The sequence below is a fragment of the Paenibacillus sp. FSL H8-0282 genome, assembly GCF_037963825.1.
Taxonomy (GTDB): Bacteria; Bacillota; Bacilli; order Paenibacillales; family Paenibacillaceae; genus Paenibacillus_AQ; species Paenibacillus_AQ odorifer.
In genome coordinates this window covers 1744425-1767573 of the sequence record NZ_CP150146.1, presented here as the reverse complement: position 1 = coordinate 1767573, position 23149 = coordinate 1744425, and the positions used below count along the sequence as shown (strand labels likewise).

The 23149-nt window shown below is 47.7% G+C and carries 16 protein-coding genes; 2 read left to right on the top strand and 14 right to left on the bottom strand.

Annotated features, from left to right (window positions below; translation table 11 throughout):
• Positions 1-89: 89 nt before the first annotated feature.
• The 9 genes from NST94_RS07675 to NST94_RS07635 form a co-directional block, all read right to left on the bottom strand.
• Positions 90-1922 (bottom strand): beta-galactosidase family protein, encoded by a 1833-nt coding sequence (locus tag NST94_RS07675; RefSeq protein ID WP_339281851.1) that lies wholly within the window; start codon positions 1920-1922, stop codon positions 90-92.
• Positions 1923-1947: 25 nt separating this feature from the next.
• On the bottom strand, positions 1948-3222 hold the full coding sequence (locus NST94_RS07670) for an alpha-L-fucosidase (RefSeq protein ID WP_339172434.1): 1275 nt from the start codon (positions 3220-3222) through the stop codon (positions 1948-1950).
• A gap of 115 nt (positions 3223-3337) precedes the next feature.
• A complete protein-coding gene (locus NST94_RS07665; protein ID WP_076100552.1) occupies positions 3338-4735 on the bottom strand; it encodes an extracellular solute-binding protein in 1398 nt (465 codons plus the stop codon).
• A 141-nt stretch (positions 4736-4876) separates the two neighbouring features.
• Entirely contained in the window at positions 4877-5713 is an 837-nt protein-coding gene (locus NST94_RS07660; RefSeq protein ID WP_036675652.1) for a carbohydrate ABC transporter permease, read from the bottom strand.
• A 15-nt stretch (positions 5714-5728) separates the two neighbouring features.
• Positions 5729-6658 (bottom strand): sugar ABC transporter permease, encoded by a 930-nt coding sequence (locus tag NST94_RS07655; protein ID WP_051490863.1) that lies wholly within the window; start codon positions 6656-6658, stop codon positions 5729-5731.
• A gap of 169 nt (positions 6659-6827) precedes the next feature.
• The gene (locus tag NST94_RS07650) at positions 6828-8411 is read right to left on the bottom strand and encodes a response regulator (protein ID WP_076100553.1); all 1584 of its coding nucleotides are present in this window, start codon (positions 8409-8411) and stop codon (positions 6828-6830) included.
• Complete coding sequence (locus NST94_RS07645; protein WP_076301916.1) at positions 8411-10132, bottom strand: histidine kinase; 1722 nt, start codon at positions 10130-10132, stop codon at positions 8411-8413. Before NST94_RS07645 ends, NST94_RS07650 begins: the two co-directional genes overlap by 1 nt.
• A 67-nt stretch (positions 10133-10199) precedes the next feature.
• Positions 10200-12362: an alginate lyase family protein gene (locus NST94_RS07640; protein WP_280752651.1), complete on the bottom strand. Its 2163-nt coding sequence runs from the start codon at positions 12360-12362 to the stop codon at positions 10200-10202.
• On the bottom strand, positions 12352-13473 hold the full coding sequence (locus tag NST94_RS07635) for a glycoside hydrolase family 88 protein (RefSeq protein WP_076192904.1): 1122 nt from the start codon (positions 13471-13473) through the stop codon (positions 12352-12354). Before NST94_RS07635 ends, NST94_RS07640 begins: the two co-directional genes overlap by 11 nt.
• 259 nt (positions 13474-13732) lie before the next feature.
• Between NST94_RS07635 and NST94_RS07630 the strand changes: the two genes are divergently transcribed.
• A complete protein-coding gene (locus NST94_RS07630; RefSeq protein ID WP_036675660.1) occupies positions 13733-14995 on the top strand; it encodes a TraB/GumN family protein in 1263 nt (420 codons plus the stop codon).
• A gap of 194 nt (positions 14996-15189) precedes the next feature.
• On the opposite strand, the gene NST94_RS07625 is transcribed toward NST94_RS07630, so the two are convergent.
• Positions 15190-16476 carry a Gfo/Idh/MocA family oxidoreductase gene (locus NST94_RS07625; RefSeq protein WP_076301919.1) on the bottom strand — a complete coding sequence of 429 codons (1287 nt, stop codon included), beginning with the start codon at positions 16474-16476 and terminating at the stop codon, positions 15190-15192.
• A gap of 147 nt (positions 16477-16623) precedes the next feature.
• Here NST94_RS07625 and NST94_RS07620 point away from each other — a divergent pair, with 147 nt between their 5' ends.
• Positions 16624-17451, top strand: coding sequence for a helix-turn-helix domain-containing protein (locus NST94_RS07620; protein ID WP_076184735.1), 828 nt, complete (start codon positions 16624-16626; stop codon positions 17449-17451).
• A 605-nt stretch (positions 17452-18056) separates the two neighbouring features.
• On the opposite strand, the gene NST94_RS07615 is transcribed toward NST94_RS07620, so the two are convergent.
• The 4 genes from NST94_RS07615 to NST94_RS07600 are packed head-to-tail and all read right to left on the bottom strand — an operon-like array spanning position 18057 to position 23129.
• Positions 18057-20276: a glycoside hydrolase family 88 protein gene (locus NST94_RS07615; RefSeq protein ID WP_339281850.1), complete on the bottom strand. Its 2220-nt coding sequence runs from the start codon at positions 20274-20276 to the stop codon at positions 18057-18059.
• A gap of 15 nt (positions 20277-20291) precedes the next feature.
• Positions 20292-21563, bottom strand: a complete 1272-nt coding sequence (locus NST94_RS07610) for an FG-GAP repeat protein (protein ID WP_076130716.1) — start codon at positions 21561-21563, stop codon at positions 20292-20294.
• Positions 21564-21590: 27 nt separating this feature from the next.
• Complete coding sequence (locus tag NST94_RS07605; protein ID WP_339281849.1) at positions 21591-22400, bottom strand: polysaccharide deacetylase family protein; 810 nt, start codon at positions 22398-22400, stop codon at positions 21591-21593.
• Between the two features lie 21 nt (positions 22401-22421).
• On the bottom strand, positions 22422-23129 hold the full coding sequence (locus NST94_RS07600) for a DUF1961 family protein (protein WP_179086343.1): 708 nt from the start codon (positions 23127-23129) through the stop codon (positions 22422-22424).
• Between the last annotated feature and the right edge of the window lie 20 nt (positions 23130-23149).

Genomic DNA, 23149 nt, shown 5'->3' with positions numbered 1-23149 from the left:
AAGATCAACAATGAGAACTAATACTAAAAATAGACTTGGTTTACGCATTTGTTCACCCCAATCTTAGAATTGGTTAAAGCTAAAGGCATCTACAAGTTATCATCCTGCACAAAATTCAACACGGCGTCATCGACGGCCGAAGTTCTTCCCAGATCAGGTAGGTCCACAAGCTCAATCTCGCAAGTCTCCGCACGGCCGTGCAGCTCCAAAAGAACCAGCTCATTGCACCCCTTGCGCAAGAGTGGACCAGGGATATATAGCGCCCGCTGCGGTCCAACGTTCCAGTAACGGCCCAGATTAAATCCGTTAATCCAGGCGACCCCTTTATTCCATCCATCGAATCGTAAAAAGGTATCGCCAATCTCCTCCGCCTCGAAGCTGCCCCGGTAGAATCCGGGCAGAACCGAAAGGGTCGCAGCTTGCTGCTTCTCCACCGGGTGCTTCTTGTACGCTAGTGAAGCCAGCTGTTCCTGTTCCAACGGCAAAGTACGAATCGTCCAGTTATATTGCAGCTGGTTATCAATCCGAACCCCGTCCAGAATCCCTTTCGGATCGCGAATGAGCGGCCCGTAATTGATTCGTCCCATGTTCTCGACGAGGATATCCAGCTGCGCTCCCCCAGCGGGGATGGAAAGTTCCAGTGGCAGCGGATTCCAGCGCTCAATCACCCCAAGCACCTGTCCATCCAGGAAGACCTGCGCCCGATCGCACACGCCCTCGATGTAGAGTTTCTGTCTAGAGCGCGGCCCTTTCACATAAGTGCTGTACAATATAAAACCATAGGATTGTCCGAGCTTCTCCATCGGCTGTACACACACGCTGTTCACCGTCTCTGATAACTTCTCCAGATTGGAAGCCGTGAATAGTTCCGCTCTTTCCGTCAAAGCGACTTTCCCGTAAGAAATCTTCGGAATCGGCTCAGGGAGTGGACAAGTCGGGGCAAATCCATGGTTGCTGAGTACCGACCGGACAGCTTCAAATTTCGCCGTCGTATCTCCCCATTCCGTGAGCGGGGCATCATAGTCATAGCTTGTAGTCGTTGGCTCGTAGGTGACGATATGATTCGCACCATTATAGAAACCAAAATTGGTTCCACCATGGAACATGTACATATTAAATGAGGAGCCCTGTGTCAGAATCTCATCCAGAACACCTGCTACATCCCCGGCATCGCGTACATGATGATCCTCCATCCAGTGATCAAACCAGCCGTTCCAGTATTCCATCACCATAAGCGGCTCTTCAGAGCGGTATTCCCGATATTTGCGGAAGGATTCCTCTGTACTGGAGCCGAAATTGACTGTCGCATGCACATCCTCCAGTGTTCCGCCGAGCAACATCTCATCGGTTGGCCCGTCGGAAGTAAAGAGCAGCACATCGATCCCTCTGCTGACCAGTCCATCACGCATATAGCCCAGGTAGCCACTGTCATTACCATAGCTGCCATATTCATTTTCTACCTGAACGGCCAGAATTGGTCCGCCATGTGTGGAGAGCAGCGGAACCAGCAGAGGAATTAGCTCATCGTAATAACGGTCTACCTTGCTTAAATAAAGAGGGTCACAGCAGCGAAGCTGGAGTTCCCCGTAAGCTAGCAACCAGCCCGGCAGGCCTCCGAACTCCCACTCCGCACAGATGAATGGACTCGGTCTGACAATAACATGAAGCCCAAGCTCCCCAGCCAGCTCGATAAAAGATACCACATCGGCCATGCCATCAAATACGAACTCCCCTTCTTTAGGTTCATGTATATTCCAGGCGATGTAGGTCTCCACGGTATTGAATCCGCAGGCTTTCAATTTCAGCAGCCGGTCTTTCCAATATTCAGGCACAACCCGAAAATAATGAATGGCTCCCGATACGATACGATAAGGCTGTCCGTCCAGCAAATAGTGTCCGTCGTTCCAGGTGAGCAGGCTCATTATCGACAACCTCCTTTATTAATATTTATTCTAACGATTCCCCGCAGTGGTAGACGGCAAGCCGTCTGATCTTGGGGCTTGCGGCAGCTTCTGACACCCGTAAGCGGATTTTCTCTGCGACAACCGGAGGGAAGGCGTCGATTTTCTTATGGCCAATCGAACTGCCACGCTTCAACTCCAGCCACGCTCCGTTGCTGTACGCTTCCAGCATATATCCTTCTACTCTTTCGCCGTAAGCGATATCCTCCATAATCTCGACATGATCAATCACAGTAGCTGCTGGCAATTCCAGTTCAACAATATCTCCAGTACCTGCTGTTACCGCCAGAGCCTTGTCAAATCTGCGTCTTATCTCCTTGCCGAATTCCAGCAGCCGCTGCACATCAGCCTCCGGAAACAGCCCGCGGTTGTCAGGGGCTACATTGAGCAGCAAAGTTGCCCCATGTCCAACCGAACGATAATAAATATCCATTAGCTGCTCCAGAGACAGCAGCAGATGCTCCTCCTCAGGATGCCAGAACCAGCGGTCTTTACGGATGGGCACATCGCATTCCGCAGGCACCCAGCTCGGCGTTCCGGGAAGCCAGTTCAATGAAGCTTCACTGAACATGCTACCCCGTGCAGAATTCGCAGTGTTCCAGCATGGATAAGGAGCAACGCCATCCTCATTGCCAACCCAGCGGATCGTTGGTGCCCCCATATTAAACACCATGGCGCCTGGCTGATGGCGCTTGATCAGATCCATAATCCGCTGCCAATCGTAATTGCGGCCCTCCGACCCTGCGCCGTCGAACCAAATTTCCGTAAGCGGACCATAGCCCGTAAGCAATTCCTGCAATTGCAGGGCATAGAAATCATCGTACGCTTGCGGATCTGCATAACAGGGCTCATGTCTGTCCCACGGAGACAAATAAATGCCGAAGCCAACTCCAAGTTCACGGCAAGCCTCCGCGCATTCCTTCACGACATCGCCGCGCCCTTCTTTCCATGGGCTAGAAGCCACAGAATAAGTACTTGTCGCAGTCGGCCACAAGCAGAAGCCATCATGATGTTTAGCTGTCAGTATAAAATAACGGAATCCAGCTTCTTTGGCTGTACTAACCCATTGGTGGGCATCCAAATGAAGCGGATTGAAGACCGCAGGTGAATCATTGCCTTCTCCCCACTCCTGATCGCAAAACGTATTGATGCCAAAATGGCAAAACATCCCCAGCTCCAGGTCCTGCCACTCCAGCTGTTCCCTAGAAGGCAGCGCCAATTTCTCTTCCGGCTTGTTCTGTGAAAATCTGCTTTCCATCATTTCTACACTCTCCCATATGTTTGTGTAGACCCAATATATAAATAAGGCTTTGGAAAGCCAGTTGATGACCTTCCAAAGCCTCGTCCACAACTTGTGATACTTGCTTATTCCCTGTTTATTTGATGACACCTTTTTCGTTGATAATTTTTGTTGCTTCATCAACCATCCATTGCTGCACCTTATCAATCGATTCATTTCCAAGCATAAATCTGCTGAAGCCGTCATCGATTATTTTGGTCAATTCGGACGTTGCCGTCGTCATCACCTGCGCACCATCAAGGAACTGGATTGCACTGTCAAAGAGTGTATATTTGAGTGAATCCATATCATACATATCCTCTTTGCCAGCTACCAGTTTGGTCAGCAAGGCTTCATTATCCGCTTTTTTATAACCGGAGAATTCCAGTCTGTTATCACTAACAGCCGTTGACATAAATCTCATCAGTTGGAAAGACGCCTCTTTGTTCTTCGAAGTAGCGCCCATCGCCAGCATATTGCCGCTGGTGAAGTATTTGCCCTCGTATTCTTTCGGTTCCGATCCTGCCGGAGGCACCGGTACCGGAGCAAAAGCTGTCTTGAAATCATGCGGATACTGCTCTGTATTGCCCGGATCAGCAATCGTCCAGTTACCAGCCAGAATCATAGCGGCTTCTTCATTAAAGAATTCCGTGCGGTAATTGAGCTTAGCCGCTAAAGCGTCTGCATAAGTTTTCGCAGATTTATCAGCAGACTCCATATCTTTGCGCAGCTGGAAGAAGTATTTATAGGTTGGATCCGCGAAAATGGTCGTCCCGTCATCATACACGAATGGATCTTTCATCATCGTTTGGGCCGGTGCGTTCATATACAACTCCCAGGTGTGGAAGTATGTGCCGTAACGTTTGTCTACGCCTTCACCTTTGGTCAGTTTTTTTGCATAGTCGCGGTAGTCATCCCATGTCCAGCCAAAAGTAGGTACAGGCAGACCCGCTTCATCCAGTGCATCTTTGTTCAGCATTACATAGTTGCTGCTCTTGGTATATTGCATCCCATAATAGTTGTTGTCTACCTTAGCATTCACATAATATTCATCCTCAGGAACGAGGTTATCCTTCTCATAGAATTCATTCAGCGGGGCAAGTGCTCCCCGGGTCGCCCGTTCAAGTACGCCTCCAAGGCTTGGTACCTGAACAACGTCAATCGCTTCGCCGGATGAAATCAGGAAGTCGAGTTTCTTCAGCATCTCCACAGAATCACCGGGAACGAGTGTCACATGCTCTACCTTGATATTTGGGTTCTGATCCATAAATTCCTGCAGCATGGCATCCGTGCCTGCTGATTGGGCTTCATTGTCCCAGTTGTAATATTTGATGGCGACTTGCTTGTCCACCTTGGTGTTCCCGGCATTCGTACTGGCTTCAGCACCGCCATTCTTCTCTGAATTTCCGGAATTTCCACAAGCGCTTAACGTTAAGGAAACCGCCAGCATGGAGCCTAGTACAACGGATAATCTTTTTTTGCCCTTTGTTTTCATTTTACTTCCCCCCGCACTGAAATTTAAGTATAGTGCCTTGTTCATTTCTTATTATAGGCACCCGCTGTACAGGCCAAGTGCACAATTTTGCTGTAGTAGGATCACATTTTTGACTTTTACCCTCTTTTGCATACCCGCAAGTCAGCCCTTTACCCCTCCCAAGGAGATTCCGTTAATGACTTGCTTTTGCAGGGCAATGAACACGATGACCAATGGGATGATCGCCGAAACGGCTGCCGTCATCATAATCGCATAGTTGTTCGAATAATCGTCTCGGAACAGTGTCATACCGAGTGGGATAGTGTACAGATTCTTGTTTAACAAGAAGATCAGCGGATTCTGGTAGTCATTCCAGGTCCAGATAAATTTAATGATCGCCACGGTAGCGAGCACCGGCTTGCAGAGCGGAACAATGATAGACCAGAATATCCGCAAATGGCCTGCACCATCAATTCGCGCCGCTTCAATATATTCGTCGCTGATACCAATCATAAATTGCCGCAGCAAGAACGTGAAGTAAATGGAGAACATACTCATTAATACGATAGCAGCATGAGTATCATAGAGGCCGAACCAACGAATCAGCAGAAAACGCGGAATCAGCGTGGCCTGGTCAGGAATAATCATGAACGACAGCAGCGCCAGAAAGACCATATTCCGTCCTTTAAACTTGATTTTGGTCAAGGCGTACGCCGACATAGATGAAATGATCAGTGTGATGCAGGTTGTAATAATCGCAACTTTAAAGGAGTTTAAATAGAAATGGGAGAAAGGTACCCGTCCCATCCAAACCATCTTGAAATTATACGCTACATTGATCTTCTCGGGAATCCATTGGATCGGGAAGCGCATTACATCTTTTTCATATTTGAAGGCTGCGGAAATCATCCAGATCAGCGGAATAAGAAATACAATGGACAAAGCCCCCATGATGCAGGTAGTGATCACTCTGGACATATTTTTTCTAATCAGTTGCATATTAATCTCCCCCCTTTATTCTTCATTTCTCATTTTCCAAGTGGCCGCGGTAATCAAGCCGATAACAGCGAATAGCAGCCAGGAAATTGCAGAAGCATAGCCCATGTTGTAGTATTTGAACCCTTCCTCATAGATCCTGAACACAAGCACGGTAGAAGAATTATTCGGGCCGCCTTCGGTCAAAAAGGCGATGATGTCGAACACCTTAAACGAGCCAATCAGCATGGTAATAAGCAGGAAAAATGTGGTCGGACGCAGCATCGGAACTGTGATGGCAAAGAATTTTTTCAGCGCGCTGGCGCCATCTATTTCGGCGGCTTCGTAGATTTCATCGGAAATATTCGTCAAGCCAGCCATATAGATAATAATGGTGTAGCCAAGACTCGCCCAAGAACTGATAATAGCAATGGATAACAGTGACGTCTTTGGATCAACTAGCCATTTCGGAGGGCTGGAAATTCCAAACTCCATCAGCAACTGATTGATCGGTCCAAGAGACGGATGGAACAATGCACTCCATACGGCAGCTATCGCAATAATCGAAGAAATATAAGGAATAAAGAAAGCCACTTTAAAATAATTTTTGAGGAACACACTGTTTTGAATCAATGCCGCGAGCACCAGCGCAATCGCAATCGGTATCGGCACGGTCATAATCATATAAAAAGCATTGTTCTTCAAAGCTTGAATGATACTCGGATCATGGAACATTTTGATATAGTTATCCAATCCGATGAACTCGATTCCTTTGACTCCCGACAATAGATCCCATTTCGAGAAGCTCAAATAAAGTGAGAATCCAAGCGCAAATACATTAAGAAAAAGCATCCCGACAATTTCGGGTGCCAAAAACAGCCACCCGGTTAAAGCCTCTTTCCGTTGCGGAGTCCAGAATTTCCGCTTCTCTTGCAGAATTTTTGGCACAGGTTGTTTTGCAGCCTCCACGTTGTATCACCTCGACAATTTGATTTGTCATTATAGTAATACATCCGCCTTCCGCAAGAAGGAGTGATTATGACCCGGAATGTGCAAGATTTTGACCTTTGTCCGCCGACAACAAAAAACCGCCCTAGAGGGGCGGCGCGTCTGTTCATATCATTAACAATTGTGCTTCTCAGCGTACCGAATGTTTGGATTTATATTCGCTTGGCGTTGTTCCTACATATTTTTTGAACACTTTTGAAAAATAGGTTCTGTCCGAATATCCCAGGCCGACGGCCAGCGACTCCAGGTTCTGGCTGGAGATTTTCAGCATTTTGGTAGCGACCTTCATCTTGTGCTGATGTACATAGTCCGTAAAGGTCAGGCCAGTCATGCGCTTGAAATAACGCGAAAAATAGCTTGGATCCAGAAACAGATAACGTGCCATATCAATTGAGGTGATATTATCGCCAAGATGCTGGTCGATATACTGCTGGATAAGCTGCAGCTTGGGCTCCTGCGGAGAAGCTCCTGTCACCTGCTGCTTGCTGCCTGTAATCTGTACAAGCTTTCTTTCCACCAGTTCCATCGTATCTTCAAGTGTGCGGGTCTGCACAAGATAGACGAACAGATCCTCATCGAACATCAGGCTCGTAAACATTAACTCGATGCCGCGGAGCATAAAGGATAAATCCCGGGCGAAATCGCCAGGATGAATAGACATTGCTTTTGCAGTCCTAGCGATTTCCTGTAGAGTGCCACGGATGGCTTCAAGGTCTTTTTTAATCACGGCCCGTTCCATCTGCGGGATATAGCTGTCCAGAAATCCTTGGGGAGCAGGCTGGAAACGTGGAGAAGCGATTTGCAGAGTATCCAGAACCGTGTAATCCGCACTTGCATAGAACTCGCATTTGTCCTGAACAATCTGCCGATGGATCTGGCCGATCGCCTGTAGCTCCATTTTCTCTGTGACGGCAATAATGCCCGGTTGAATCTTTAGGAGATGGGAGCATTCGGAACACAGCCGCTGTAAATAATCATGAAAATGAAGACTGGCATTCTGCGCCAGATTCACACGGTAATTATATAAAATCACAATATTCTTTTGCTCCAAGAAAGGCGTAATCCCTTCACATGTTTCGGACAGTTCCAAGGCTATATTGTAAATAGCATATAAAATAAGTGGATACTCGCTCTGCTTGTATCGCTTGTCGAAGCTGGAAAAATGAATACTGACCGTGCCCAGCATAAACCACGGATACGTCCAGGATATGCCGATTTGCGCCGCATAGGCCAGTGTGGTTTCAGGCGGAGCACCGCCAATCACCCTTTGCAGCAGGTTCTGCCGGAAGAGCTGGCTGTTGTAGCCTGTCTCCCCATGGCTGATCAACCCGATCTTCGACTTAAGCAAGTGTACGGACTTGGCAAGGCTTTTCTCCAGTTGCTCTTCTGTAAGCTGGTCCTTGATTAAATAATCATCCACTTTCAGCTTTACCGCTTGCTGAGCATAATGGAAATCCTCATGACAGGTCAGGAAAATAATTCTGACCTCCGGCTTCATGCGGGTGAAGCAATCGGCTAGCTCAATCCCGTTCTTTTGCGGCAAACCAATATCCGTGATCACAATGTCAGGCTGCACTTCCTCAAACATTAATAACGCCTTGGCACTGGAATAGGTGCTGCCGACAATCTGCAAGCTATGTGCCTCCCAGTCAATCATCTGCTGAAGCACTTTGAGCATAGGAACATCATCGTCTATGAGCATCACTTTATACATCAATATCCCTCTCTCTCTGACAGATTAACCTGATGATTGCCTTGCGGCAAATACAGAGAAACGGACACCCCACCCTGCGGCAGATTATGCAGCGACAAGCGGGTATCCTGCCCATAGGTCAGCCTCAGCCTTTGAACTACGTTCATTAACCCTACCCTTTGATAAGCTTCATCCTGTTCATCGTCCTTATACAGTAACCTGCGGTTCAGGCCCGCCAGAACTTCAGCCCCTGCACCGCAGCCATTATCTTCAACTTCAATCATGATCCCATCAGGGACCGTTCGCGAGCGAACGACAATACGCGGTGCCGGGTGGTCAACCAATCCGTGGACGATTGCATTTTCTACAAGGGGCTGCAAAATTAGCTTAGGGACGATGAGCTTCTCTGTATCCTTTTCCAGATCGACCTCCAGTTCAAGAGGGATTTCGTTGCGGATCTTCATAATATCGATATAATGGCCAAGCAGTTTGCATTCTTCCCGCAAGGTAGCCGGTTCATTGACCTTCAAATAGGCCCGGAGCAGACTCATTAATGAATCGATGATCCCGCTATGCAGCTTATCTTTGGTCAAAATAAGGCTACATTTAATCGAATTCAACGTGTTGATCAAAAAGTGGGGGCGAATCTGCATAAACAGCGCCTCCAGCTCCATCACCCGCTTCTGTTCCTGCTCCAGCTCGATGTCGTGAATCAGTCCTTGCAGCTGGTCCAGCATAGTATTCAACGTCTGCCCCAGCTCAGCGATTTCATCCTTGCCCTTGACCTCCAGCCTGACATCAAGATTCCCCATCCCGAACTGGCGCACAACGCGCTGCAGCTTCATGATCGGACTATGCAATCTTTTGGCAATCAGCATGGAGGTAGCCGAAAAGACAATAAATAAGAGGAGTACCAAGCCAATGCCACTATAAAACGTCCGCGAGATCTGGCCTGACCATTCTTTCTCCGAAGCTTCATAGATCAGCTGCCAATTGGATTTGTCGATAGCTCTGGCCGTACGAACGCTTCCTCTTGCTTCCTTGCCTTCTGGAGCCAATTCTGAGTTCCCAGCGATCAAGCCTCCTCCCGAATCAAATAACGCAACCTTGCCAAATTCGACGGGTCCGAGCAATTTATTGAAATAGGATTCAGGAATTGAGATAAGCAGCACGGACACCTGCCGTTTCTCCCGGCTGTCATAGATAACTCTGGCAATATAATAGCTGCTGCTTTTACCGGAACCGCTATCAGCCATCCCAAGCCATTGCAAGGTCTCCGGTTCGTGAATATTGACACGGCTCATCAGCTTGTCCAGGTTGGCATTGATCACGGATAAATTCTCCGTCCCAGAGGAGATCACAAAGTGTTTCCGGTTGACCAAATACATGCGGATATTATTATTCAACGGCTTAGAGTTGATGAGCGAAAACACATCTTGAATTTGCGTAAAATGTACGTAATCCTGATAGCTATTCAGCCGCTCAGTATCCGCAAATGACTTCAGATTAGCGCGGAAATTGGTATCGTTTACAATAAAATGGGAAGCGAACGTCACATCATCAATAGTTTTGTTTAATTCGTCAATCATAACGTTCAGGAAGTTATCGTTGCTGAGCTGCAGCTTCTCTACCATCGTATCCCGGATGAGCACGAAGGAAATGATCGATACTGCAATCAGCGGGATAAAAATCAGCAAAAGAAATGAAACCTGGATACGTCTATAGTAAGTGAATTTGAACATGTTTTCTCCGCGCCTCTCTCATGCTCTTTTCTTTTATTCTATCAGCCCGTTGTCCAGTATTCATACATTATCTGATTACCGTGACCTTCTTTTGACCGTCTGCAGAAACAATAAGCACTACTTCTCCAAAAATTTGTACGCCTTCCACTACATAGGAATCTAAGTGACTGGATGGAATCTCGTGGCTGATCACGATAATATGCTCCTCATTCCTTTCGGGGAGGATGATGCGGCAGGCCTCCGCGTGTGCAGCAGCCACCGGTTCACCCGTATGGCGGTAAATCGGCACCTGTTCGACCAGCGGACAGAACAACTCACCCGAAGACTGCGGGTACAGCACCTGCATGATCGAGACCGTTCCTTTCCCCTTTCGGGAGTACACAGCATACTGATTGGGTTCCAGCAGATTATATTCGCGGGAGATTACCCCAGCATCAACCCTGCCCTGAAGACCATCAACATGAACAGGAAGGATACAAAGATTGGCTTCCCGCTCATTTTTTGTACGGCATATTAGCGTTCCGTCTTCCATCTGAACCGTTCCGGGTGCAAAATGAAAATGCTGGGAAAATGTATGCTCCTGCCGGGAACTGAAGCTGTCCACCAGAAGCCAGTAAAAAGGCTTAATAAATAGGATCCTCCTTAACGGGTTGACCGGATCATCCAAATGACGGTAGCCGTCATGGCTGCCCTCTACATAATCAAAGTCCGGATGGCTGATCCATTGGCAGCCCGTTGGCTTCGCAATCTGAGAGAAGGACCATGTATCCGTGACTTCGGTAAATCCAATTCCGTCGACAGTGGTCGTATTATGGGCAGCGCTTTCTTTTAGCGCTTTTCTAAGTGGTGTATGATCACTATAGTTGTATCTGCCAAGATCGGTAAGCAGATCCCGCCCATAGGCATACAGATCGAAATGTAGCAGATCCGCGTGCCCATGTCCACCCCCAAGCGGTCCGCAGTGAAAATATAGGTACAAATCCTGCTCGTCCCAGCCCGTTCGCATCACATAATGGCCGGAATGTGCATAGGAGCGTGACAAGTTTGGCGGTAGCTCCGCATTCAGCCGCTCATAGCCCTCAACTCCATTTATCCCAAACAACCAGGCATTGTCATAATCCATTTGATCGTATCCGCCAAAACGGAGTACAGCATCCTGAAATAACCAGCCCGCATAAGTCAAAAGCGAACGGATATCGCTGTCATCACTATCGCCAAGCATCGGCTGCCGGTGATTCGGCTTGGCCCAATATAATGAAGCGACAGCCATTTGCTGAACCTTTTGCTGAAATTCTTCCGGAAGCTCCAGTCCGTTCAATCGGGCTAAGCGGATGCAGTCGAGAAAACATACCAAAACCTCATGGTGATAGGTGGGCGATTGCTCCCAGTGGATGCCGTCCGCCATGATCTGGATTCGAGCCGTCTCACCCAGTCTCTCCTTACTGAGCTGTCGCCAGTTATTGGCGCTAGTGAACTCAGGGAAGTGGAGCGCAGTTTGGAACAAACCACAAGTCTCCAGCACCCCCCAGTTGCTGATCTTCTTCCAGCCCGTAAACGATAAAGCTAAATATTGGCCGTGTTCATGCAGAGATATCATCACTTTGGCCAGCAGCGTTGGTGTGAGCAGTGAACTATTCTGTATATAAGACAGCCCTTTAATCCAGTTAGCACAACGAAGGCCCGCTTCAATTGTGCGCCATGTCAGCGAATCATTCATAGGCTTGTCTGGAACGGGGTTACGGTCTATCCAATCTTCAAGCTGGCAGCAAAATACCCTCGCATAATTCTCTTTACCTGTTATCGCATACGCTTGTCCTAATGCCACCCAGTAGCGGTGGCGATTCAGCATATAAGCCCATTCTACATCCTTGTCCGGAACATGACGCCAGTCAATTTCTTCCTCAAAGGTAACCGGAATGCGGCTGCGCTCCATATCCCAGGGAAAACGAAAGAGAAACGTCTGCTCCACAACTTCATCCGCTGTTTTCATTACAGCTTCCAGCTCGTCTGCACAATAAAGCCGTACATAGTCAATAAGTTGCTGCTTCCGGTTATCCTCTATCCGCCAGCCCGGCGTGCTCCGTCGGGTCAAATACCGATGTAATTCAGTCAGCGCATCGTCCTGCCGCGCTTGGCTGAGCGCATTCTTCACTAGAGCTAAAGCGGGCAACTCAAGGTCGAGCAGCGCAAAGACGGCATAGGGGGAGATTTGTCGGCCATCAGCGTTCATACCAGTACCCCTTGTTGCCTTTTTGCAGCCGCATCAATGCTTCGAGATAGAAATAATCTCCCCAGATCATGAAGTCATCTGGAGACAGATCGCCGCGCACATGGTAAGAACCATGCTTCAGCAGCCCCTCCGCCTCTTCACCGAGCGTGGAATAGTTCTGCACAAGCGAAGTCATCGACTGCACTAATCCCTGCTGAAAATAAGCCCGCTCCGAATCCTCCCCATCCATTAGCTCCAGCAGTTCCTGTAGTCCGGCTGCTACTATTGCTGAGGCCGAGCTATCCCGGTAAGTATCCGGAGATACCGGAGCATTAAAATCCCAGTAAGCGACATGATCCTGCGGCAAATGCTCCAGAAAATAGCGGGCCATCCGCTTGGACGTTTCCAAATACAACGGATTTTTGGTATAGCGGTAGGATAATGCAAAACCGTAAACACCCCAAGCCTGCCCGCGCGTCCAGGTCGATCCGTTAGTAAAGCCCTGATGAGTGGCGCCGCCAATCGGCTCTCCGGTCTTCGGGTCGAAGAAAAACGTATGGTAAGAGCTGTCATCTCCCCGTACCAGATACCGTCTCGTTTTCTCCGCCTGCATGACCGCCACCTCCCTGTATTCGGAATCACCGGTCTGTTCTTCTGCCCAATACAAAAGGGGAAGATTTAACAGACAATCAATAATGATCCGCCCGCCTTCCTGAGTATCCCCCTCCGGTCCCCAAGCCTGAATATAACCGCCAGCTGTACGCCAGCGCTTCAGCAGCAGGTCTGCCGCCTGCAATGTCAGTTGACGCGCTGATTCGTCTTTATCTATAATCCACTGGGCTTTAGAGGATAACGAATACAGGAAGCCAATGTCGTGATGATCAAGCACGGTCTTTGCCGCGAAACGGCGGCGGAAATCTTCTACGGTATGGGATGCCGCAATACGGAAGCTGTCATCCCGCGTATATTCATAACACAACCACAACATGCCGCTCCAAAATCCGTTAGTCCAGTCGTCGTTGTTATTGAGCTGATAAGTTCCATTCCTGCTGACATGAGGGAAACTGCCCCCGAACCGGTCTATGTTCTTACGTACCTTCTCTATCGCATCTTCAATCGCACTGCTCCACATAAGTTCCTTGCTCCCTTCAGGCTCTTCGTTTCTTACGTTTCATGATAAGGAGAGTGAACAGGATCTAATAGGGGCGATTTTTGCTTTGATGTGCATTATTTTGACTTTTGAATGACGTGAAGTACTGTAAGTTTACTTTCCAATCATAGGCATCAAATCAATATAGTAACAAAAGGTATAACTGTTTATGGGAAAATACGTTAAAATCAGAGAGTGACTTACATCTTTCATTCTTTTTTAGAAACGGAGTGTCCTATTAATGAAAAAGCTAGGTGCATTATTTTTATCCATTTTCATGGTTATGTCTGTCTTTACCACTGCGCATGCTGCTGAAAAGCCTGTCGGTGTATGGATTGATGGAACCGAAATAAAGTTAGGCAATTCTAACCCTGTTGTAGAAAAAGGAACGACCCTAGTTCCTATGCGTCCCCTGCTAGAGAAGCTTAATGTAAATATTAATTGGAATAAAAAAACCCAAACCGTAACAGGGACCAAAAATGGACTGGCCCTCTCACTGACCATCGGTAGCACAACCGCAACGGTAAACGGGGAGAAGAAAAAACTAGAGGTGGCTCCTAAAACCATCAACAATGTCACCTATGTTCCTGTCCGCTTTATAGGAGAAACGATCGGCTATAAGGTGGAGTGGAGTCCAGCGCTGCGCACCATCACTTTTGTGGCCGATACTCAAGCTGCCGGAAGCACCGGATTCTTATGGAAAGTGGAGAACAACGGCAACACCGTCTATCTGCTTGGTTCTATCCATGTGGCTAACGACAAAATGTACCCGCTGCGTCCGGAGATTGAAGCTGCTTTTGAAGCCTCGCAATATTTAGGTGTCGAAGTAGATATCTCTAAGATTGATCAAGCTGAGATCCAAAAGTTTATTTTGGAAAAAGGCTCTTATACAGATGGAACCAAGCTCAAGGATCATGTATCCGCAGATACATATAACAAAGTAACTCAGCTGCTAAAAGCAAATGGTCTGGCGGAAAATGCATTCGATTCCTTCAAACCGTGGGTCGTTACCCAAGGTGTCTCAAGTCTACAGATGCAAGTTACAAGTTATACGGCGGATACCGGCATTGATTTATATTTTTTACAAAAAGCAGGCAAGCTGAACAAACCTATTATTGAACTGGAAAACACACAATTGCAGCTGAATATGTTCGACCAGTTCTCAGATGGATTGCAAGAAAAGCTTCTTGTCGACACACTCGGCAGCCTCAATCAAACGGACAATACTTCCGCAGCAGCTTCGCTGGATGCACTATCCCAAATGTGGATGCAAGGTGATGAGCAGTCGCTCGTAGCGATGACAAAAGCGGTCGCGCAAGAGCCAGAGTATTATAAAGGCCTGGTTTCCGATCGTAACGTCAACATGGTGAAGCATGTAAAAGAATATTTGAATAGTGATAAAAAAGCGACTTACCTTGTCGTCGTTGGCGCGCTGCATATGCTCGGTGACGATGGTATCGTGACCCAATTGCAAAAAGATGGCTTTAACGTCGTCAAACAATAATTGTTTTAGCTAAAATAAACAAGGCTGTCTCTTAGTCATCTACGATGATTATGGAGACAGCCTTTTATTTTCACTTTTTTTAGCTCAATCTAAGAGTAGAAGTTGGCTTAACATGTGGACAGAGCGGAGGGCCCTCCGGGATTCTGGAGAAACGCACCCTACGAACCCAAAGCCGCTTGTTCATAAACGGGCTACTACAATTTTATTAACTGATCTACCTTAACTGGAAGTCCAGTAGCTATTGAACGATTTGCCGCAATCCCGGTCATAATAGACAACGCCCCGTCCACATGGGATGCCGCACGATTAAAGCGATCCTCCAGCGGACGTTCAAAAATATCACGCAGCATCACAGGATCTCCGCCTCCGTGCCCCCCAACTCCTTCTTCAATCTCCACTTCATAAGGTGCTGCGAACTGAGGGAAGACCGTGATCCGCTTGTCTTTTAACGCCCCTTCATCTTCCTTATTTCCTCCGGCATTTACATAAGACTGTTCGACGACCTTTACTTCCATCCGCCCCTTGGTCCCATTAAATATCACAATGAAACCCTCCCAAGGCAGATAAGCATTAAGTGAATAATTCATAATCGTCTTATTTTTGTATTTGACCATAACCGCCATCGTATCCTCAATGCTGATATTATCACCGAACACACTTTGGTCACGCAGGTAGCCATCCTCATGCTCCGTATCCAGATACATCTGCTTTAACTGCTCATTATCTTTAAGATGCAGGGCAAACGGATCATTTTCCGCCGCACTGCTACCATGAGCACGCTGATAAAACTCAGTCACCCCGCGCTTCTCCGCGTTTTCTCTGCCATAAAATCTTAGATCACCCATCGCATAAATCGTATCTGGGCGCGAACCCAGCCAGAAATTCATCAAATCGAAATGATGTGTGGATTTATGAACCAACAGACCTCCGCTGTTCCGTTTATCACGATGCCATCTGCGGAAGTAATCCGCCCCATGCTGCGTATTTAGCAGCCACTCGAAGTTGACGGAAAGCACTTCTCCAATCGCGCCGTCCATAATGAGTTCACGGATTTTGGTGTTGTGTGGGGCATAGCGGTAATTGAAGGTCACACGCAGCTTTTTCCCAGTCCGCTCAATCGCTTCAAGAATTTCCTGACATTTCTCTTCATCCACTGTCATCGGTTTCTCCGAAATAACATCGCAGCCAAGCTCCATCGCCCGGATAATGTAACGATGATGCGTGCGGTCAATACTCGTGACAATAACCGTGTCAGGTTTGGTTTCCTCAATCATACGGTCAAACTCATGAGCTTTATAGGTAGGAACCGCTTGATATTTATATTTTTCCTCCAGCAAACGGTTCGCATAATCCATTCTTGCTCCATTCACATCACAAAAGCCTACAATCTCAGAGGTTTCACGATAATTCGTGGTGATCTCACCATAAAAAAACTCCGCTCGGCCGCCGGTTCCTACGAAAGCATATTTCTTGTTGGACATCAGGATCACTCCATCACTTATTAATTTAAAAGCGTTTTCTTCTTATAGTGTATAGTATAAAATATATCTTAATCTAAGCGATTCTTAGCAGAAAGAACAAAAACTTTGCATATATTATCTTCATTATCAGAAAGGAGCAGATTTAGCATGGAACAGGAGCCTCAGCCTCCTTTTATAATTGAGCAAATAAAAAGAGCCGGTCCATTCAGCATGGATTCCGACCATTATCACGATACTTATGAAATCTATTATTTACTCGCCGGGGAACGCAGTTATTACATTAATAACCTGATCTACACCTTGCGTAAAGGTGATCTGATTTTTATTAACAAGAACGAGCTCCATCGTACCACGTCTAAAGGCTCTGCAAGCCATGAACGGATCTTAATTAACTTTGAGGAAAGCTTTCTGCAAAAGACATTGGCGCACTTCGAGCTGCTTTTTCCATTTATGGCTACACAAAGCTTGCTTTTGCGGCCCGGAGTACATGAACAGGGGGCCATTGAATATCTTCTTTTCAGCATGCTAAAAGAACAAACAGAACCACGGACACAGCAAATTCCCTATCTTCAAACGCTGCTCATCCAACTATTTATTGAAATGAACAGAATACAGGAAATAAGCCGCGAGCCCATTGCCCCTGAGAGCAGTGAGAAGCAGCTAAAAGTCTACGAAATTATCGATTTTTTACAAACACATTATGCTGAAAAGCTTACATTGGAGCGGCTATCTGAGACTTTTTTCATCAGCAGCACCTATCTCTGCCGCGTGTTCAAGCAGACGACTGGCTTCACCATCGTAGAATATCTAAACTACATTCGGATCAAGGAAGCCCAACGTCTCTTGCAGAGCACCAACGCTAAAGTTACGAACATCGCCGAGGATACCGGCTTTGACAGCATCGCCCACTTCGGGCGTGTGTTTAAACAAATCGTTAAACGTTCGCCCTTGCAATATCGCAAGCAAAACCGCTGATCCACAGCTAAAAATCACAACCGATTCTCTATGTAGCCGCTCCGTCGATCACAAGCACCTTATGTGAACTGCCATGGGCATGGGGGCATCTGGGGCATCGAGGGCATCGGGGGCATCAGGACCATCGGGGGCATCAGGAGCATCGGGAGCATCAGGACCATCGGGAGCATCAGGAGCATCGGGAGCACCGGGAGCATCTGAGCAACAACAATACCCCGTCACTAGATTACCTTTTCGTGCGAACAAAGTTCATGAGGCTATCGGACCCAGTGGACCTTATTCGCAGCATAATCGCTATTTTGGAATTTTATCGGACCCCATAGTCGCTATTGGCATAAAAAGTTACCTATATTGACCGTTTCCGAGGGAATAACGTCACTGGAGTCCGAAAATGGCCCCAAAAGGCGATAAATCTGCAAATAACGTCATCTGAGTCCGCATAACTTTGTCTAGCAGGAGTAATCGGCGGTTTCGGGGGGGGCCGGGGGGGCGGTTTAGGTAGCAATGTAACGCACAACAAAGAGCAGCGATCCCCACTAATGGAGTATCGCTGCTCAGCTGGCATTTTGTGATTAATACGGTCATCTCATTCCTCATCATGCCATTCATTTTGCTTCGTTATGTGATTTCATTTCCAAATCTCGTACGAGCCTGTGAACCTCAATTCCGGCCAGCAACACGATGCCAATCCCATGTGTATCGTTTAATTGCCAGGTCAATTCATCTTTATAATACAGTTTATTAAACGAATAACCCGAACCGCGGCAGACACCGTAAACATTGCCTTGTTTGTCAATACAATGACGGGTTAAGCCGCTCCAGCCGTTGATTGCAGAGGTTACGTATGAGTCTGGTTCCAGCAGCCAACCGCAGCGTACGCCTCTAGCAAAAGCGTAAATAAACATAGAGGTACAAGAAGCCTCCGCGTAGGACTCAGGATCCGTCAACACTTGATGCCATAGGCCCCGCTCATCTTGCAGCTTAAGATAGCCTTTACTAAGCTCGCGGAAATAATCAAGCAAATCAGATCGCAACGGATGTTGCTCAGGCATAACTTCAAGCAGCTCAGTCAGCGAGAAAATCACCCAACCATTACCTCTGCCCCAAGGCACGCCATTGGGTTTATTAAACTTATAATCATACACATGATGCATAATGCCAAGCTCCGGCTGGAACAGCCGCTCCTTGTAATGTAAAAACTGCGCCGCCGCATCATCAAGATAAGCCGCATTTCCGGTCAATTCATAATATTTGCTTAGAAATGGTGTGCTCATATACAAATCATCACACCACATCGTCTGCTGCATGAAATCAACTGTGCCACTGGTCCGATACAGAGCTCCGTCAGGCAGCCTGCTCTGCACTTTAGTAATATAATTGGCAATTTCAGCAGCAGCTTCCGGTGCGCCCTGTAGTGAACGAAGCTTATATGCTTCCAGCATCGTTGCCCCGAAGGATCCGCAGTCGTCCAGCGAATCCATCAGCGCCAGCTGATGATTGATGCCCGGAGCGCCATAACGTCCAAGGTCCCATAAGGCATATTTATGCAGCCCTGTACATTGCTCAATATGGTGTTGTGCATATTCGGCATAATGGGGGGCCTTAAGCTCTACTCCTGTTCTCAGCAATCCGTACAGGGTTACGCCTAGAGGGTAATTCCAGCGCCCAAACATAACACTCTCCAAATAAGGCCTAACCCAGCTATTCGGCTGGTCTACACGCCAAAAGGTTACTTCATCCGCTTCCCCAAATAAAGTATCCATAGAGGTCAGTTCTAAGACTTTCGGCGCTGCCTCCTTGGTGAACAATCCAAGGTACAACCATGGATCAGTTAATCCTTCAACGGGATATGGTTGCACGAGACTACTCTGAACACCACCAGACCGTACGTCCAGTTCAAATCCCCAATTCCCCTCTCCACAGATGGACTCCACGACCAGATCATGTAGTCCATAACCAAGCTCCAGTTGGATATCAAGCATACCTTTCACGTTCTGATGCTCAGCTACAAGTTTCCCATTCACATAGATAGAGATTTCAGCCATTCCACGATAGCTACCTTGCAGACGAATGTCGTCTTCCTGTAGGCTGTTAACTTCCAGCTTACACCAAGCATACGCCTTGGCTCCCAGCATTTCCCCAAATATGCGTGAACAGTTGCCAGTTGCCTGTTCCTGTGGCGACCATTGCTGTGTCGGAAACCAAACGCAGCGAGCTGTCATTTGCTCTTCAGTGAATTCAGCTTCCAGCCAAGCTGCCCAAGATGTCTGCTGGGGTCCACTATAAATCCAACCTTCACAACCGCTTAACTGCGCCGTCGGAGTAAGAAAGTGTACTGGTGCACCTTTGACACTGCCCGTTCCAAAAACCCCTCCGCAACCTGTACCTGTTGCAACATACTCCAGTACCAGATGGTTCCAGCCTTTATCCATGCCCGCCCGAAAAAACGTCCTTCTGTCCGGAAACACATCATCATTTAGATTGGAGCTAAACACCAGCCGTCCATTTATGTAAACCTTAACTGGACTGTAGCAACTAACTGAGAAAGGGGCATCTACCTCATTGTCACTCCACAGCTTTCCCCACACATATACGAATTGTCCTGCCGCTAGCTCCGGCAGTCGTTCTTCCAGATTCATATCGTAACGGCAGTCGCGGAGCCGGTTGAAACCACTCTGCGAATGTACCCGGTACACCGGAGGCTGCGGGGGATAGGCACCGATAAAACGGCTGGCCACTGCGGCCAGTACATTTTCGATTTTGCCCCCATTATATTTGGCAATACAATCAGGATCAGGAAAGTATTCTGGAATATAAGTACTCACTAAGCGTATCCTCCTTCACACCGTTATTTCTCCACCGGGATACAGCGTCGAGTTGTACAATCTTTTAGGGTGAGGTAACGATTTCTCAGAGGCACAGGTACTAATATCTATCCACTCGCTTGAATATACCGTTGCGGACTCATCATTATAAATTACAACCTGTTCCCTGCCACATCCCAGAAGATCGCCGTGAACGGCATAACCTTCCTCCTTGAATTCAGCTACAACCCGCATATGTCCATCGTACAAAGCAGGATATACTCCGCCTCCCCGGCGGTACGCGAGAATATAATCCGGAGAACCAAATTGCCAGTTACTCACGGCTTCAACTATAGTCAGCCAACCGTCGCTTGTACGTTCTTCTTTCCACAGTTCCTTGCCATTACAGTCTAGAAGAAACAACGCATCCTTGCCCTTCAGCCCTTTGCCGTCATCTTCGCGGATCATTCGGTCCAGCCCGGCAACCTGAAGACCAGGCAGTTCAGGCCGGAATCGGCCTAACGCCAGATGCTGTGACTCGATGGAGCCGTCATAACGCCAAAGCTCTTGTCCGTCCCGGTCATACATCACCGTTACGCTTCCGCCGACAACCAGTTCAGGATAGCCATCTCCATTCACATCGCCAACCCAAATACAGTCCGCATGGTCGTCAAGATCATGGCAGCTCCATAATAAATCACCTTTAGAATCAAGCAGATCATAACCTGCCATCACTTGATCCTGTCCATTTCCATGAAGATCGTGAACCCACGGATAATGTCCTACATTGCCTTTATGCGTCCATAATAAATTGAAATCCTGATCCATGGCCCACAGTTGATGATAACGGTCCTTCAGAATGATGTCGGAAGCGTGTTCTTGCCCTGTTAGATTGGCGATGATAATACAATCATGTGCATGTTCAGCAGGTAAGTCGTATATCGACTTAACCGTTCCTGTTGAACCTTCAAGAATATGAAACCGTCCATCCATTACACATAATACTTCCAGCGCCCCATCACCATCTAAATCATAAATTTGCGCTGGATAGTCCGAGCCTTGGCTGCCAGCGTCAGGATCGGGTGTGCCCACCTGCCACAGCAGCTTGCCATCCATATCAAAAGCAGTCAGGCATTGCACCTGATGGGGAATATAACGTACATCCTGGCGATTATCCGGCTGAACCAGCAGCATTTCCGCACGTCCATCCCCATTCAGATCGCCAATAAGCATTTTGCAGCGTGGACCGGCAGCGGAAATATCTACTTTTGCCAGCTGATAGACTAATTGTGTGTCCTTCGTTTTCATTAGAATCCTCCTGTCTTCTCTCTTCGATTAGATCTCCGGGAAACGGACGGTTTGTCCGCCTGCTACTTCTATAATCACACCGCCGATTTCCAGCCAGACAGATACCGCTCCCGGATTATATACAAAATCCCGAGCAGCGGAGAAAATAAGGGCTTCACAAGCCTTCATATAATGAACGAGTTCAATATTTGTCGCGTACCAGATTTCCTCTAGTCCTCCCACTGCTTCACAGAAGCTTTCCATCAGCTCCCAGTTATTATCGTTATCAAATTCATAACTATGGCCCCACACATACATCAGATATAAATACTGCCGTTTATGCAGCTTCACGAACTGCTCCGCATGCTCCAGCAAATGATCATTATGATGGCAAGTCCCCCGCCATTCCAGCCAATCCTCCGGCAGCCCAAAGCCGCCGCCAGTGGTCTGTACCACACGGGCATATTCCATGCCTAAATGAGGCAAAAGCTTCTTTATCTCCTTGTTAAAGGAACCGTTAGGATAAGACATTCCCCGTATCGGCACCTGGAGCAGCGTCTCAAAACACTTTCGATCCTCCATAATCTCATGGATGATTTGCTCCTGCGGACAACGGGCTATCGTCGGATGGTGTTGCGTATGAACAGATACCTCATGTCCCTGGTACAGCTCAGTTATTTCATCTGCCGCAATACGATTACCTTCACCCAGCAGGCCAGAATTGAGATGAAATGTTCCTCTAATCCCATGGCGGTTAAATAGTCTTACCAATCTTTCGTCAGCCCGTCTGCCGTCATCATAGCTCATTGTAAGCGCCTTATGTCTGCCTTCAGGGTAACAATAATAAATAATAGACATCCATCTGAAGCCTCCTTCGCATTACTGTCCAAAAACCGTCAGATTTGAGTATTCAGCCATCAGGGGTGCCATCTGTCGAAACCCAATTTTCCCGCCTGTCAGTAGCGGCCCATAGGTTTCACCATCATCTATCCATGTAAAAACCGGCAGTTCATTGATTGCAAAAAACAGCATAGGACCACGCTTTACCACTAACATCCGGTAGGGCTCAGTCATGTCGCTGACGTCCGGAAGCGGATCGGCTGCCTGCGTAACCAGATGAAAACCATAGCTTTTACGCAAATTACAGGTATGAAATTCACGTTCTTCCACCCAACGCCTGCGAAAATACGAGATATGATACGTGTCTATCTGCCCGTGATGGTATTGATCATATTCACCCGTACGGCGAGCAAGCGCGGAATCAAATAAATCCTTCCCACCCTCTCCTTTGGCCGCGATAAACAAAATCGCCAACCCCGGCTCACGCAATGGGCGGAAATTCCAAGATACGGCGAGGTCTGCCGGGAACTCTTCTGGACACCAGAGAACGACATTTGCTTGTTGTCCGGCCTCGGCATGGATAGTACTCTCCAGTCTCATTCGCTGCAAAGGGAAGGAAACTGCTCCCGCTCCCTCCATCTGGAATCCAGCGATATCACTAGTTGAAGCGAGGGGATTATGGTAGATTGGTTTCCATGCTTCAGGGATCAAACCACCTATACCCGTGTCCTGCATCGGCCTAGCCATAAATCATTCCTCCCCACAAT

What these genes read in the sequence shown, in the direction of transcription:
- NST94_RS07675 (WP_339281851.1), bottom strand. Translation starts at nt 1,922, where the DNA reads ATGAGCCTGCTCACCTGGAACGACGGACACTATTTGCTGGACGGACAG.
- NST94_RS07670 (WP_339172434.1), bottom strand. Translation starts at nt 3,222, where the DNA reads ATGATGGAAAGCAGATTTTCACAGAACAAGCCGGAAGAGAAATTGGCG.
- NST94_RS07665 (WP_076100552.1), bottom strand. Translation starts at nt 4,735, where the DNA reads ATGAAAACAAAGGGCAAAAAAAGATTATCCGTTGTACTAGGCTCCATG.
- NST94_RS07660 (WP_036675652.1), bottom strand. Translation starts at nt 5,713, where the DNA reads ATGCAACTGATTAGAAAAAATATGTCCAGAGTGATCACTACCTGCATC.
- NST94_RS07650 (WP_076100553.1), bottom strand. Translation starts at nt 8,411, where the DNA reads ATGTATAAAGTGATGCTCATAGACGATGATGTTCCTATGCTCAAAGTG.
- NST94_RS07645 (WP_076301916.1), bottom strand. Translation starts at nt 10,132, where the DNA reads ATGTTCAAATTCACTTACTATAGACGTATCCAGGTTTCATTTCTTTTG.
- NST94_RS07640 (WP_280752651.1), bottom strand. Translation starts at nt 12,362, where the DNA reads ATGAACGCTGATGGCCGACAAATCTCCCCCTATGCCGTCTTTGCGCTG.
- NST94_RS07635 (WP_076192904.1), bottom strand. Translation starts at nt 13,473, where the DNA reads ATGTGGAGCAGTGCGATTGAAGATGCGATAGAGAAGGTACGTAAGAAC.
- NST94_RS07630 (WP_036675660.1), top strand. Translation starts at nt 13,733, where the DNA reads ATGAAAAAGCTAGGTGCATTATTTTTATCCATTTTCATGGTTATGTCT.
- NST94_RS07625 (WP_076301919.1), bottom strand. Translation starts at nt 16,476, where the DNA reads ATGTCCAACAAGAAATATGCTTTCGTAGGAACCGGCGGCCGAGCGGAG.
- NST94_RS07620 (WP_076184735.1), top strand. Translation starts at nt 16,624, where the DNA reads ATGGAACAGGAGCCTCAGCCTCCTTTTATAATTGAGCAAATAAAAAGA.
- NST94_RS07610 (WP_076130716.1), bottom strand. Translation starts at nt 21,563, where the DNA reads ATGAAAACGAAGGACACACAATTAGTCTATCAGCTGGCAAAAGTAGAT.
- NST94_RS07605 (WP_339281849.1), bottom strand. Translation starts at nt 22,400, where the DNA reads ATGTCTATTATTTATTATTGTTACCCTGAAGGCAGACATAAGGCGCTT.
- NST94_RS07600 (WP_179086343.1), bottom strand. Translation starts at nt 23,129, where the DNA reads ATGGCTAGGCCGATGCAGGACACGGGTATAGGTGGTTTGATCCCTGAA.